Origin of the sequence: Cytobacillus sp. Bac17 (genome assembly GCF_024519925.1) — a bacterium.
In the GTDB taxonomy this organism is placed as follows: domain Bacteria; phylum Bacillota; class Bacilli; order Bacillales; family Cytobacillaceae; genus Cytobacillus; species Cytobacillus pseudoceanisediminis.
In genome coordinates this window covers 306,657-320,539 of record NZ_JALJRC010000002.1, presented here as the reverse complement: position 1 = coordinate 320,539, position 13,883 = coordinate 306,657, and the positions used below count along the sequence as shown (strand labels likewise).

The window sequence follows — 13,883 nt, the reverse complement described above, 5'->3', positions numbered from 1 at the left end:
TTGCTGCCAGACCTTTTGCTATTTAAGAAGTTTTTCATAGACAGATGCTAATGCCTGTTCGAATTTGCCTGTTTTCTTAGGCTGATAATATACCTTGTTTTTAATTCTGTCAGGCAAGTACTGCTGTTTGACCCAGCCTGTTTCATAATCGTGAGGGTATAAATATCCGATGCCCCTGCCAAGCTCTTTTGCTCCTTTGTAGTGGGCATCCTTCAAGTGATGAGGGACTTCACCGCTTTTGCCTGCGCGGATATCCGCTATTGCGGAATCCAATGCTGTGTATGCTGAATTGGATTTTGGAGAGAGGCAGAGCTCAATAACCGCATTTGCAAGCGGAATCCTTGCTTCCGGGAATCCAATCCTTTCAGCTGTTTCTATAGCTGCAAGGGTTCTGGCTCCGGCTTGCGGCGATGCCAGTCCAATATCTTCATAGGCAATAACCAAAAGTCTTCTGCTTATGCTTTGCAGGTCGCCTGCTTCAATTAATCTTCCTAAATAGTGCAATGCCGCATTTACATCGCTTCCGCGGATGGACTTTTGAAAACCGGATAAGACATCGTAATGGGCATCTCCATCTTTATCGTGTGTAAAGCTTTTGCGCTGAATGCATTCCTCGGCAACAGACAAATCAATCTTAATGATTCCTTCTTCATCTTCTTTAGTTGAAAGGACGGCCAATTCCAATGCATTTAGCGAGCTTCTGACATCACCATTTGAAGCGGTGGCAAGATGTGTAAGTGCATCATCGGTAACTTCCGTTTGTCTATTGCCAAGGCCTCGTTCCTTATCCAGTAAAGCCCTTGTCAGTGCTTTTTTTATATCATCAGCAGACAGCGGCTTTAGTTCGAAAATTTGGCATCGGCTTCTAATAGCCGGGTTAATTGCATGATATGGATTGCTGGTTGTGGCGCCAATTAAAGTGATGCTGCCATTTTCAAGATAGGGCAGCAGGAAATCTTGTTTGCCTTTATCAAGTCTATGGACTTCATCCAGCAGCAGAATAACCTTTCCGGACATTTTGGCCTCTGCCGCTACCACTTCCATATCTTTTTTATTGTTAGTCACAGCATTTAAAGTACGGAAAGCGTATTTGGTGCTCCCTGCAATGGCACTTGCAATCGAGGTTTTGCCTATACCTGGGGGGCCGTACAGAATCATCGATGACAGCTGCTTAGCCTGCACCATGCGATAGATAATTTTTCCTTCTGAAACAAGGTGCTCCTGGCCAATGATTTCATCAATCGTTCTAGGCCTCATCCGGAATGCAAGAGGTTTAATGTTCAAAGTTATCACTCCAGCCTTTTGCTGGCAGCCTTCAGTCTGCCTATCAATTTTCAGCAAAGTTTTCGCTTTCTATTTAAGATACCATAACATTTCCTGCTGCGAAATCAATTAGGCCACAGCCGGTATTGAACTGGGTCCAATCCCGGCCCGCCCCTTTTCCTCCTAAAATATGCTATAATGTCAAAAGTCTATAATATTACTAAGGATTTAAACTTCATATATATTTGCAGGTCTTGCGGGGAGCGTTGGGGCACATGATACTGAAAAATAAAGGGCAAATCGGTTCCAGGTTTTTGATTTATCTAATAGGGCTGCTTGTCATGAGCCTGGGGATTGTTTTGTTAATTACAGCTGATTTAGGGGCAACCCCCTGGGATGTTCTGCATGTAGGACTCTACTACCAGCTGGGCCTGACGATAGGCAGCTGGTCCATTATTGTTGGGATATTCATATTAGCTGCTGCAGCCCTTATTTCAAAGGAACTTCCACAAGTCGGTGCTTTCTTGAATATGGTCCTGATCGGACTGTTTATTGACGCTTATCTGCTTTTGCCATTTATGCAGACCCCTGATGGGCTGGCGGGAAAATTGGCCATGTTTGGTTTTGGCATAGTTGTTTATTGCTATGGAATGGGGCTGTATATTTCGGCTCAGCTCGGAGCTGGGCCAAGGGATAGCCTGATGATTGCATTAACAGCAAAAACCGGCTGGAAAGTCAGAAATGTCAGAGCTTTAATGGAAATTGCTGTACTGACTGTTGGATGGCAGCTTGGGGGCCCTGTATTCTGGGGCACAATTGTGCTAAGTCTTGCAGTCGGGCCAATTGTCGGTGCTGCTTTGCCGCAGTGTCAGGCTTTAACTGACCGATTTTTGGCAAAACTTGGAGAAAAGGATATCTATGCGAATCAAATGCTTAAAGAAAAGGATAGAGGTGCAAGCTGATGAAAATATCTACTAAAGGACGTTATGGGTTAACTATAATGATTGAATTAGCCAAAAAGCATGGGGAGGGTCCCACTTCGTTAAAATCGATTGCCCAGACGAATGACCTGTCTGAGCACTATCTCGAGCAGCTTATAGCGCCGCTTCGGAACGCAGGGCTTGTTAAAAGCATCCGAGGTGCATACGGCGGATATATTTTAGGGAAAGAGCCTACAAAAATTACTGCCGGGGATATCATCAGAGTTCTGGAAGGGCCGATCAGTCCAGTGGAAGGAATTGAAGATGAAGAGCCTGCAAAGAGAGAACTATGGATGCGTATTCGTGATGCTGTGAAAGATGTGCTTGATAACACAACGCTTGAAGATCTTGCCAGCCATACAGATACCGGCGAATCAGATGCTTATATGTTTTATATTTAGTCCTTAATCAGGGAATAATTCATGTGGAAAATACAAGCAGCAGGACGAAATGAAGTAGGTGAGATAAATTGGAAAGAATATACCTTGATCATGCAGCAACTTCGCCAATGCATCCGGAAGTGATTGAACGGATGACTGAAGTCATGAAATCTGAATATGGAAATCCTTCCAGCATTCATTATTTCGGGCGGAGTGCACGCCATATTGTCGATGAAGCAAGGTCTGCTTTAGCAAACAGTATTGGTGCTAAAGCCAATGACATTATTTTTACAAGCGGCGGTACAGAAGCTGATAATCATGCGATTTTTGGAACAGCTGAATCCTGCCGCGATAGGGGCAAACACATCATCACAACCCAAATTGAACATCATGCGGTTTTGCATGCGTGTGAGGAGCTTGAAAAACAGGGCTTTGAGGTAACGTATTTGCCTGTTGATCCAAATGGGCGTGTTTCGGTAAAGGAAGTAGAAGATGCTTTGCGGGAGGATACCATTCTTGTAACCATTATGTACGGAAATAATGAAATAGGGACCCTTCAGCCGATTAAGGAAATAGGCGAGTTATTGGCGGAGCATCCTGCTAAATTCCATACCGATGCTGTTCAGGCTTACGGGCTTGAAAAAATTGATGTGCAGGACTTGAAAGTGGATTTGCTTTCCGTCTCCGCCCATAAAATTAATGGCCCAAAAGGGATCGGCTTTTTATACGCCCATCCTGATGTGAAACTTTCTTCACGGCTTTTTGGCGGTGAACAAGAAAGGAAGCGCAGGGCAGGAACTGAAAATGTTCCATCTATTGCAGGCTTCGAGGAGGCTGTTCGGATCACTCAGAAGGAGATGGAAACTAAGCGGGAAGAGCTGCATTCTTTAAGGAAGCTGTTCATGAATAAACTGAAGCAGGAAGGTGCTGTTTTTGAACTGAACGGATCACTTGATTATTCCCTGCCTCATGTTTTAAACTTAAGCTTTCCCGGAACAAATGTTGAAGCCATGCTAGTTAATCTTGATTTGGCTGGAATAGCAGCATCAAGCGGATCGGCCTGTACTGCAGGCTCCATCGATCCATCCCACGTCCTTGTCAGTATGTTTGGAAAAGGATCAGACAAACTGCAAAATTCCATCCGTTTCAGCTTCGGCCTCTTTAATACAAAGGAACAAGCTGAAAGTGCTGCAGAACAGACTGCTAAAATCGTGAAGCGGCTGGCTAAATAGATAGGATATTTGAAAAAAGTGCAAGTCTAAGCGTTTAGAATTGAGGTGAAATAGAGATGAAAAAAGATCCAAAGGATACCCGCGTAGTGGTCGGAATGTCCGGAGGCGTTGATTCTTCTGTTGCAGCCCTTCTTCTGAAGGAACAGGGGTACGATGTGATCGGGATTTTTATGAAAAACTGGGATGACACCGACGAGAACGGTGTTTGTACCGCCACAGAGGATTACAATGATGTCATCCGGGTATGCAACCAAATCGGAATTCCTTATTATGCAGTAAACTTTGAAAAGCAATATTGGGATAAAGTGTTTACCTACTTCCTTGAAGAATACAAGGCAGGACGAACACCCAATCCTGATGTCATGTGCAATAAGGAAATAAAATTTAAGGCTTTCCTTGAACACGCTATGAGCCTTGGCGCAGACTACCTGGCTACTGGCCACTATGCACGCGTGGAATTCAGGGATGGCGAATACAAAATGCTAAGAGGCCTTGATGATAATAAGGATCAAACGTATTTCCTGAATCAGTTAACACAGGATCAACTCGAAAAAGTTATGTTTCCTATTGGCGACATTGAAAAATCAAAAGTGAGAGAACTGGCAAAGGATGCCGGTTTGGCAACTGCAGCAAAGAAAGACAGCACGGGCATCTGTTTTATTGGTGAACGCAACTTCAAGGAGTTCCTTGGAAATTACCTTCCCGCTCAGCCAGGGAACATGGAAACCATGGACGGAAAGATTGTCGGCAAGCATGATGGTCTGATGTATTATACCATTGGGCAGCGACATGGACTTGGCATTGGCGGAGCAGGTGAACCATGGTTTGCAATCGGTAAAGACCTGAAGCGGAATGTCTTGTATGTTGGACAAGGCTTCCACAATGAAATGCTCTATTCAGACTCCATTATTGCTGTTAATGCAAGCTGGGTTACCCATTCAGAACAGCCGCAGGAATTTGAATGTACGGCTAAGTTCAGATACCGCCAGGCTGATAGCAGAGTAAAGGTTCAGATTCTTGGAGATGGAAAAGTACAAGTTATTTTTGACGAGCCAATCCGAGCTGTTACCCCGGGGCAGGCTGTTGTTTTTTATAATGGAGACGAGTGTCTTGGCGGCGGAACAATTGATAAAATATTCAAAGATGGCAAACAGCTGGATTATGTGGGTTAAGAAAAGACGGGCCCCCGATTCTTACATAGAATCGGGGTTTTATTATGGAAATAGCGGACAGCGGAAAATGAAAATTCAAATATGCTATACTTTGATTTGAATGGAGTGATGAATAATGGATAAGAACCAAATGGGTATTCAATATATGCAAGAAGGAAAATGGGAAGAAGCAGCGAAGGTTTTTATGGAAGCAATTGAAGAAAATCCTTCTGATCCTGTTTCCTATATTAACTTTGGAAATGTGCTATCAGCTGTAGGGGAAAACGAAAAAGCGCTGAAGTTGTATGAAAAAGCAATAGGACTTGATGAAAACGCGGCAGCTGCGTATTACAGTGCGGGAAACTTATATTATGAATTGCAGCATTTTGACGAAGCCAAAAAGATGTTTGAAACAGCATTGAAAAAAGGCCTGGAAACTGGAGATAACTTCTTCATGCTCGGTATGTCCCTAACAGCACTTGACCAGGGTAAACTGGCTTTGCCTTATTTGCAGCGCAGTGTGGAGCTGAATGAAAACGATGCCGAAGCACATTTTCAATATGGATTATGCCTAGCGCAGCTCGATTATATTGATGAAGCAATCCAGCAGATGAAAAAGTGCATTGAAATTGAGCCGGAGCATGCAGATGCCTATTACAACCTTGGAGTAGCTTATGGATTTAAAGAACAGGAAAATGAAGCACTCTCTTACTTTAATAGGGCACTGGAAATTCAGCCGGACCATATGCTTGCCGGGTATGGAAAAAAGCTGATTGAAAAAGGCGGCAGTGACTTGAGCTAAATGTATTATGGGGAGGATAAGGAAATGGAGAAACAGGATTCCATGGATCTTTTTGCCGAACAGGGAAAGTTCATAAAAGGCAGACATCTTGTCACAATCTTTCATAATGAGCAAAACTTATATACGGTTGTGCGAATCCGGGTTGATGAAACGAATGACTCTTATGATGAAAAAGAAGCGGTCATTACAGGTTATCTGCCAAAGATGCATGAGCAGGAAACGTATATTTTCTACGGTGAATTCAAGGATCACCCTAAGTTCGGTGTCCAATTCCACGCAAGCCATTACCGGAAAGATCTTCCCCAGACCAAACAAGGTGTAGCCAATTATTTATCAAGCGAATTATTTAAAGGGATTGGAAAGAAAACCGCCGAGCAAATCGTTGAAACACTTGGCGAAGATGCGATTACACGCATTCTGAATCAGCCGTCTCTTCTCAATAAGGTTCCAAAACTGTCACCTGAAAAAGCAAAATTGCTTTACGACACGCTTATGGAACATCAAGGCCTTGAGCAAGCCATGATTGCGCTAAATCAATATGGTTTTGGTCCGCAGCTTTCCATGAGAATTTATCAAGTATATAAAGAAATGACGATTGAAGTCGTCCAAAGCAATCCGTATAAGCTGGTTGAGGATATAGAAGGAGTCGGCTTTGGCCGTGCAGATGAACTGGGATATCAAATCGGCATATCAGGTAATCATCCTGATCGTATTAAAGCAGCCTGCCTCTACATACTTGAAATGGAAAGCATGCAGGCAGGCCATGTTTATACTGAAGCAAAACCTCTTCTGCAAAGTGTGAAGAAGCTTTTAGAAGAAAATAAGCGTGATAGCATTGAATACAGGGATATATCCAATGAACTGATTAAGCTTGAAGAGGAAGGGAAAATCATGGCTGAAGGCCAAAAAATATACCTTCCATCCCTTTACTTTTCTGAAAAGGGACTTGTAACCAATATTAAACGGATCCTTAAGCAAACACAATATGATGAACAGTTTCCGGAGTCGGAATTTCTTTTGGCCCTTGGCAATCTGGAGGAACGTCTGGGTGTTCAGTACGCCCCGACCCAAAAAGAAGCCATTCAAACAGCTCTTATGTCTCCTATGCTGATACTGACTGGCGGACCTGGTACAGGAAAAACAACCGTTATTAAAGGAATTGTTGAGTTATATGCCGAACTGCATGGCTGCTCCCTGGAGCCAAAAGACTATAAAAAGGAAGAGCCTTTTCCCTTCCTGCTGGCTGCGCCTACAGGAAGGGCTGCAAAACGGATGGCCGAGTCAACAGGGCTGCCTGCGGTAACCATTCACCGCCTGCTTGGCTGGAATGGGACCGAAGGGTTTGACCGGCATGAAGAGAGTCCATTGGAAGGCAGGATTTTAATTGTAGATGAGACATCAATGGTTGATGTTTGGCTTGCTAATCAGCTTTTCAAGGCTCTCCCTGAAAATATGCAGGTGATCCTTGTGGGGGATGAAGATCAGCTGCCCTCAGTGGGGCCAGGCCAGGTTTTAAAAGATCTTTTGCGTTCAGAACGTATTCCTACCGTTCGTTTAACAGATATATACAGGCAGGCTGAAGGATCCTCAATCATTGAATTGGCTCATGAAATGAAAAAAGGCAAACTTCCGGCGAACATTTCTGCACAGCAGACAGATCGTTCCTTTATCAAATGCCAGCCGGGCCAAATTGCGGATGTTGTTGAAAAAGTTGTTCTGAATGCCAAGAAGAAAGGTTATTCTTCAAAAGATATTCAGGTGCTTGCCCCTATGTACCGCGGACCTGCAGGAATTGACAGGCTAAACGAAATATTGCAGGAAATACTAAATCCAAATCCTGATGGAACGAGAAAAGAGCTGTCCTTCGGTGATGTGAAATACAGAATCGGCGATAAAGTCCTTCAGCTTGTCAATCAGCCTGAGAATAATGTGTTTAATGGGGATATGGGTGAGATTGTTTCTATTTTTTACGCAAAGGAAAATACGGAAAAACAGGATATGATTGTCGTATCCTTCGATGGTGCAGAAGCTACTTATACAAGGCAGGATCTTAATCAGATCACACATGCCTACTGCTGTTCAGTCCATAAATCCCAGGGAAGTGAATTCCCTATCGTCATTTTGCCAATTGTTAAAAGCTATTACAGGATGCTTAGGAGAAATCTTCTTTATACCGCCATTACCCGCAGCAGACAGTTTTTGATACTGTGCGGTGAAGAAGATGCGTTGAAAATCGGTGTGGAACGTGCGGATGAACAGGCCCGACTGACAACTCTTTCAGAAAAGCTTAGAGATGCCATTCCATTAAATGGTGAAACAATACAGGAAGATACAGCAGAGTTATCCCTGCCTGAAACCTTAACCCTTGAAGAAAGGCTTCTCCAAGCCGATCCAATGATAGGAATGGGAAATATAACACCGTATGATTTTATGGAAAAAGAATATAGCTAAAAAGAACAGTCTTAATAACAGACTGTTCTTTTTGTATACCATCAGATTTCGAGGGGGGATTTCATGGGAAAGTGGAATGAAGAAGCTGCACCAAACAACAATATGGCTTCAGAAGAGCTGTCAGCCTCCAATCTAACCTCCAGCGCTGACCTGGTTAAAGGGGATACTAAGAAAGATTCAGCCAAAGGGGAATTAAATAATCCTGGCAATAGAAGCACTGTGTAGTCGTTTGATTATAAATTTATATATAGGAGCAGTGAACATGAATAATAAAAGCAGAACCTCTCTTCTCAATCTCCATGGTGTGAAACGGCGTAAAAAGCCGCAGCAGCCGGATTATGAATTTTCAGAGGAACTTTCGGATGGTGGAGAGCGTAATGAGCGCTTTAATAAGCCGAGATATACTGGCAAGTAAAAGGGAAAGAAAAAATGTTTTGGCTCCCATGGCAAAGGTTTTTCGTCATGTTTTTTAAGGGACAGTGAAAACTAAAAATGTTCGGGAAGGCGGGATTCTCTTTGCGGACATTTTCTTTATTAAAGGGTTTGCCGGTTTTTGAATTGAAAACCGGCAATAAAGCAGGCGATATTTGTGATTTATCCATCACAGGCACCGGTAAAGTACAGGGATTACTGCTGCGAAAGGGCGCTCTTCTGAAAAAGACATATATCATCAATATTGAGGACGTAACATCTTTTGGCTGGGATGGAGTAATGATTGAAGATTCCTCTGTTCTGCAAGCAATTCCAAAACATGAGGATTATACATGTGAGACCCATAACCGGTTAACAGGCAAAATGATTATGAGCCAGGAAGGTGAACGGCTGGGCTTACTTGAGGATGTATACTTCAGGGAAGAATTGGGCACGATTGTAGGGTACGAACTGTCGGATGGCTTCTTTTCAGATGTGCTGGAAGGAAAACGTGTCATAAAAACCGATGACCCGCCTGCAATAGGAAAAGACGCCATAATTGTAAATGTAAAATAGTGAGGTGTCTTTTCCGTGCTGAAATGTCCAAATTGCCAGAGCAAAGATATTGGAAAAATTGGAATTAACCAATATTACTGCTGGAATTGCTTTATAGAACTTTCCTTGGCCAAGGGGGTTATTAATACCCATCAGGTAGAGGAAGATGGTACACTTAGCTCCCTTGATGATTTATTTGAAGAAGATGAGCGCAGGTATCTTTCGTAATTTTGGACGAAAGAGGTGAGCAGATTGAACAAAATATTAACCTCTGCAATGATGCTTGGTGCAGGTATGGCGGCTTATAATTACGCCCAAAAAAATAATATGATATCAGGCCGAAAAATGAAACGCATGCAAAAAAAAATAACGAAAGCTTTATTCTAAAAATGATTTTGGGGCTGGTTCTTGAAAAGGGCCAGCTTTTTTGTGTAATGGAATGGCTGATTTCCTCTCATGTACAAATGTCTTGCGCTTATCTTATTAAGCACATGTATAAATCCCCAGGAACCTATCACAATAAAAACAAGGAGGCGGGCCATATTGAATATTCAAATGAAATGGTACTACCGGCTTGGATTTCTGCTTCTCTTGTTTATTGTGATTTTAGTCTTCCTAAAGCTTCAGGCATTATGGATGCCTGTACTGGAAATCTTATTTGCGGTATTCATACCGTTTGTTATTGGAGCATTTATTACATATCTCCTTCACCCGATTGTGGAGAAATTGCATGAAACTGGCCTTCATAGGGGGCTTGCCGTTTTTATTATATATTTTTTATTTTTCGGAGGAATCAGCCTTGCTTTATATAAAGGGATTCCGGCTTTTATTCACCAATTGCGTGATCTTGCGGAAAATGCTCCTCAATTTGCCAATCAGTACCGGGGATGGATAAACCTTATTCAGAGTAAAACATCAACATGGCCTGATGGCCTGCAAACCAGGATAGATGATTTCATTGTAGCGGTGGAGAAACGGTTGAATAATCTTTTATCAAAGGTAATCACATTTTTTCTTAATGTATTGAATTATGCTGTGATTATCGCTGTTATTCCCTTCATTTCTTTTTATCTGCTTAAAGATTTTTCGATTATGAAAAAGGCTGCCTGGTATTTGACGCCAAGGAAATGGAGAAAGGAAGGCGTCTTATTCTTAAGAGATGTAGATAAGTCCCTGGGAAGCTATATTAGAGGACAGCTTTTGGTATGTGCGGCCATCGGGGCCATTTCTTCTCTGCTTTTCTGGATCTTTGATATGCGCTACCCTCTTTTGCTTGGCACTATTATAGGGGTCACTAATGTAATCCCTTATTTTGGCCCAATTATTGGAGCGGTACCGGCTGTAATCATTGCCTCTGCTTTATCGGTCAAGATGATCGTGATTACGATTGGCATCATTATTGTTCTTCAGTTTCTTGAGGGGAATATCCTATCACCCCTCATTGTTGGAAAAAGCCTTCATATGCATCCGCTTCTTATTATGCTGGCCTTGCTGGCTGGCGGGGAAGCAGCAGGGATATTGGGATTAATTATTGCAGTTCCAATTTTAGCTGTCATTAAAGTAAGCATCATACATGCGAAAAAACACTTTTCAAAAAATAAACAGCCAAAAATCACTGGAACATCATCATGATGTTGACAACAATAAAGATAAATCGCTATAATTCGTCTATAAAGCTATATTAAACATGTTGAAGGAATAAGTATGTTATAGGCCATCTGCGTGAAATGCTACTATTGCATTCACATAAGAGAGGGAGTTCCCAGGCTGAAAGGACTCCTAGATGAAGGATAACAGAAAGCTAATCCCGAGTGCAGCTAATCCCTGCCGTTTATCCGCGTTAAGGATCTGAGAGATGGGAGATTTCCTAATGAACTGGATAAAGGTCTGGTCATTGGTTCATAAACTTCCATAATCAGGGTGGTACCGCGAGCAAGCTCTCGTCCCTGTCCAGGGATGAGGGCTTTTTTTGTTGTTTTTAAAAGCTTTTACATAATTTTAGGAGGCTGGTTAGTATGAAACAATTATCAGGTGCAGAAATACGCCGAATGTTTTTAGACTTCTTCAAGGAGAAAGGACACGCTGTTGAACCCAGCGCTTCCCTAGTTCCGCACGAAGACCCTTCTCTGCTTTGGATTAATAGTGGTGTTGCCACTCTAAAAAAATATTTTGACGGCCGTGTCATCCCAGAGAATCCAAGGATTACAAATGCCCAAAAATCCATCCGCACCAACGATATCGAAAATGTAGGCAAAACAGCAAGGCACCATACATTTTTTGAAATGCTTGGCAATTTCTCAATTGGTGATTACTTTAAAGAAGAAGCCATCATTTGGGCCTGGGAGTTTTTGACTGATAAAAATTGGATTGGGTTTGAAGATGAAAAGCTATCTGTTACGATTCATCCCGAAGATGACGAAGCTTTTAAAATCTGGCGGGAAAAAGTGGGGGTTCCGGAAGAAAGAATTATCCGCCTCGAAGGAAACTTCTGGGATATTGGAGAAGGCCCAAGCGGCCCAAATACAGAAATTTTCTATGATCGCGGACCCGAATATGGAAATGACCCGGAAGATCCTGAACTATACCCAGGCGGTGAAAATGATCGCTATTTAGAAGTTTGGAACCTTGTGTTTTCTGAATTCAATCATAATCCGGATGGCACCTATACACCTCTTCCAAAGAAAAATATTGATACCGGTATGGGTCTTGAACGGATGGCATCTGTCGTACAAAATGTGCCTACAAACTTTGATACAGATTTATTTATGCCGATTATCCGAGGAACAGAAGAAATCTCGGGCAAGAAATATGGAGCTTCTAAAGAAACCGATGTTGCATTTAAAGTTATTGCTGATCATATCCGCACAGTAGCATTCGCAGTGGGGGATGGTGCACTGCCTTCCAATGAAGGACGGGGTTATGTTTTGAGAAGATTGCTTCGCCGTGCAGTCAGATATGCTAAGCAAATCAATATAAATGAGCCATTCATGTATGATTTGGTGCCGGTAGTAGGGGAAATAATGCATGACTTCTATCCGGAAGTAAAAGAAAAAACAGAATTTATTCAAAAAGTCATCAAAAATGAAGAAGAACGTTTCCATGAAACACTTCATGAAGGTCTGGCCATCCTGTCATCTGTAATTAAGAAAGAAAAGGAAAAAGGCAGTGTTACGATTCAGGGGGCAGATGTCTTCCGACTTTATGATACGTATGGATTCCCCGTAGAATTAACTGAGGAATATGCGGAAGAAGAAGGAATGAAAGTGGATCATGCCGGGTTTGAAAAGGAAATGGAAGGTCAGCGTGAGCGTGCACGTTCAGCGCGCCAGGATGTAGATTCCATGCAGGTCCAAGGCGGCGTATTAGGTGAGCTGAAAATTGAAAGCGAATTTGTTGGATATGATAAGCTTCAGACAGCAGCTAAAGTAGCAGCCATCGTAAAAGACGGGCAGCTAATTGATGAAGCCCATGCTGGTGAAGAAGTCCAGCTGATTCTGAATGAAACACCATTTTACGCAGAGAGCGGCGGACAGATTGCGGACCAGGGAACTCTTAAAGCAGAGGGTTTAAAGGTTTCCATTAAGGATGTTCAAAAAGCGCCAAATGGACAAAACCTTCATAGAGCTGTCATTGAAGAAGGGACGCTGAAGGCTGAAGCATCTGTATTGGCTTCGGTAGATGAGCAAATACGTTCTAAGGTAATCAAGAATCACACAGCAACTCACTTGCTTCATCAGGCTTTAAAAGATGTATTGGGAAGCCATGTCAACCAGGCTGGATCTCTGGTAGGCCCTGATCGCCTGCGCTTTGACTTCTCTCATTTCGGTCAAATTACCTCTGAAGAACTGGAGAAGATTGAGGCTATTGTCAACGAACAAATTTGGGTAAGCCTTGATGTTGATATCAATTTCAAAGATATTGACGAGGCAAAGGCAATGGGGGCTATGGCACTATTTGGAGAGAAATATGGAAAAATCGTCCGTGTTGTTCAGGTTGGAGATTATAGTCTTGAGCTTTGCGGCGGGTGCCATGTTCCGAACACTTCTTCGATCGGATTGTTTAAGATTCAATCGGAAAGCGGAATTGGGGCAGGAACTCGCAGAATTGAAGCTGTAACCGGCGAGGCTGCATACAAGCTGTTGAATGACCAGATTCATGTTTTAAAAGAAGCTTCAGGCAAATTAAAAACCAATCCAAAAGATTTATCTTCAAGAATTGATGTGCTGCTTGGAGAAATGAAGCAGCTGCAGCGAGAAAACGAATCTTTAGCTGCGAAATTGGGCAATATTGAAGCAGGGAGCCTGGTATCAAAGGCAAAAGAAATCAACGGCATTACTGTTCTTGCTGAGAAGGTCCAGGCGTCAGACATGAATAACCTGCGCAATATGGCCGACGATTTAAAACAAAAGCTCGGATCTGCAGTTGTTGTATTAGGCAGTGTAAATGAGGGTAAAGTGAATATTATAGCTGGGGTAACAGATGACCTTATCAAAAAAGGTTTCCATGCGGGCAAAGCGGTCAAAGAAGTCGCTGCAAAATGCGGCGGCGGAGGAGGCGGCCGTCCGGACATGGCCCAGGCTGGCGGAAAAGACCCTGAAAAACTTGAAAGTGCTCTGCAATTTGTGGAAGAATGGGTTAAATCCGTTTGATATCCCTGA

The 13,883-nt window shown here is 42.8% G+C and carries 14 protein-coding genes; 13 read left to right on the top strand and 1 reads right to left on the bottom strand.

Going from position 1 to position 13,883, the window contains the following annotated elements; all coding sequences use genetic code 11:
- Positions 1–18: 18 nt before the first annotated feature.
- Positions 19–1,284: a replication-associated recombination protein A gene (locus NR125_RS06010; protein ID WP_009333074.1), complete on the bottom strand. Its 1,266-nt coding sequence runs from the start codon at positions 1,282–1,284 to the stop codon at positions 19–21.
- 254 nt (positions 1,285–1,538) lie between these two features.
- Here NR125_RS06010 and NR125_RS06005 point away from each other — a divergent pair, with 254 nt between their 5' ends.
- From NR125_RS06005 to alaS, 13 genes are all read left to right on the top strand, one after another.
- Positions 1,539–2,225, top strand: coding sequence for a YczE/YyaS/YitT family protein (locus NR125_RS06005; RefSeq protein WP_256814800.1), 687 nt, complete (start codon positions 1,539–1,541; stop codon positions 2,223–2,225).
- Positions 2,225–2,644, top strand: a complete 420-nt coding sequence (gene cymR, locus NR125_RS06000) for a cysteine metabolism transcriptional regulator CymR (protein ID WP_009333072.1) — start codon at positions 2,225–2,227, stop codon at positions 2,642–2,644. Before NR125_RS06005 ends, cymR begins: the two co-directional genes overlap by 1 nt.
- 68 nt (positions 2,645–2,712) lie before the next feature.
- Positions 2,713–3,855, top strand: a complete 1,143-nt coding sequence (locus NR125_RS05995) for a cysteine desulfurase family protein (protein WP_009333071.1) — start codon at positions 2,713–2,715, stop codon at positions 3,853–3,855.
- A gap of 56 nt (positions 3,856–3,911) precedes the next feature.
- Positions 3,912–5,027 carry a tRNA 2-thiouridine(34) synthase MnmA gene (mnmA, locus tag NR125_RS05990; protein ID WP_009333070.1) on the top strand — a complete coding sequence of 372 codons (1,116 nt, stop codon included), beginning with the start codon at positions 3,912–3,914 and terminating at the stop codon, positions 5,025–5,027.
- Positions 5,028–5,142: 115 nt separating this feature from the next.
- On the top strand, positions 5,143–5,808 hold the full coding sequence (locus NR125_RS05985) for a tetratricopeptide repeat protein (protein ID WP_019382898.1): 666 nt from the start codon (positions 5,143–5,145) through the stop codon (positions 5,806–5,808).
- Between the two features lie 24 nt (positions 5,809–5,832).
- Positions 5,833–8,259 carry an SF1B family DNA helicase RecD2 gene (gene recD2, locus NR125_RS05980; protein WP_256814799.1) on the top strand — a complete coding sequence of 809 codons (2,427 nt, stop codon included), beginning with the start codon at positions 5,833–5,835 and terminating at the stop codon, positions 8,257–8,259.
- A 63-nt stretch (positions 8,260–8,322) separates the two neighbouring features.
- A complete protein-coding gene (locus tag NR125_RS05975; RefSeq protein ID WP_175502159.1) occupies positions 8,323–8,484 on the top strand; it encodes a hypothetical protein in 162 nt (53 codons plus the stop codon).
- 37 nt (positions 8,485–8,521) lie between these two features.
- On the top strand, positions 8,522–8,674 hold the full coding sequence (locus tag NR125_RS05970; RefSeq protein WP_009333066.1) for a hypothetical protein: 153 nt from the start codon (positions 8,522–8,524) through the stop codon (positions 8,672–8,674).
- A 101-nt stretch (positions 8,675–8,775) separates the two neighbouring features.
- The gene (locus tag NR125_RS05965) at positions 8,776–9,246 is read left to right on the top strand and encodes a PRC-barrel domain-containing protein (protein ID WP_009333065.1); all 471 of its coding nucleotides are present in this window, start codon (positions 8,776–8,778) and stop codon (positions 9,244–9,246) included.
- Between the two features lie 15 nt (positions 9,247–9,261).
- A complete protein-coding gene (locus NR125_RS05960; RefSeq protein ID WP_009333064.1) occupies positions 9,262–9,453 on the top strand; it encodes a hypothetical protein in 192 nt (63 codons plus the stop codon).
- 24 nt (positions 9,454–9,477) lie between these two features.
- Positions 9,478–9,612, top strand: a complete 135-nt coding sequence (locus NR125_RS05955; protein WP_083390473.1) for a YrzQ family protein — start codon at positions 9,478–9,480, stop codon at positions 9,610–9,612.
- Between the two features lie 156 nt (positions 9,613–9,768).
- Complete coding sequence (locus NR125_RS05950) at positions 9,769–10,857, top strand: AI-2E family transporter (RefSeq protein WP_009333063.1); 1,089 nt, start codon at positions 9,769–9,771, stop codon at positions 10,855–10,857.
- A 383-nt stretch (positions 10,858–11,240) separates the two neighbouring features.
- Positions 11,241–13,874, top strand: a complete 2,634-nt coding sequence (alaS, locus tag NR125_RS05945; RefSeq protein WP_009333062.1) for an alanine--tRNA ligase — start codon at positions 11,241–11,243, stop codon at positions 13,872–13,874.
- Positions 13,875–13,883 lie beyond the last annotated feature (9 nt).

Coding starts and splice junctions, on each gene's coding strand:
- mnmA (WP_009333070.1), top strand. CDS start 3,912: ATGAAAAAAGATCCAAAGGATACCCGCGTAGTGGTCGGAATGTCCGGA.
- recD2 (WP_256814799.1), top strand. CDS start 5,833: ATGGAGAAACAGGATTCCATGGATCTTTTTGCCGAACAGGGAAAGTTC.
- NR125_RS05985 (WP_019382898.1), top strand. CDS start 5,143: ATGGATAAGAACCAAATGGGTATTCAATATATGCAAGAAGGAAAATGG.
- cymR (WP_009333072.1), top strand. CDS start 2,225: ATGAAAATATCTACTAAAGGACGTTATGGGTTAACTATAATGATTGAA.
- NR125_RS05975 (WP_175502159.1), top strand. CDS start 8,323: ATGGGAAAGTGGAATGAAGAAGCTGCACCAAACAACAATATGGCTTCA.
- NR125_RS06005 (WP_256814800.1), top strand. CDS start 1,539: ATGATACTGAAAAATAAAGGGCAAATCGGTTCCAGGTTTTTGATTTAT.
- alaS (WP_009333062.1), top strand. CDS start 11,241: ATGAAACAATTATCAGGTGCAGAAATACGCCGAATGTTTTTAGACTTC.
- NR125_RS05970 (WP_009333066.1), top strand. CDS start 8,522: ATGAATAATAAAAGCAGAACCTCTCTTCTCAATCTCCATGGTGTGAAA.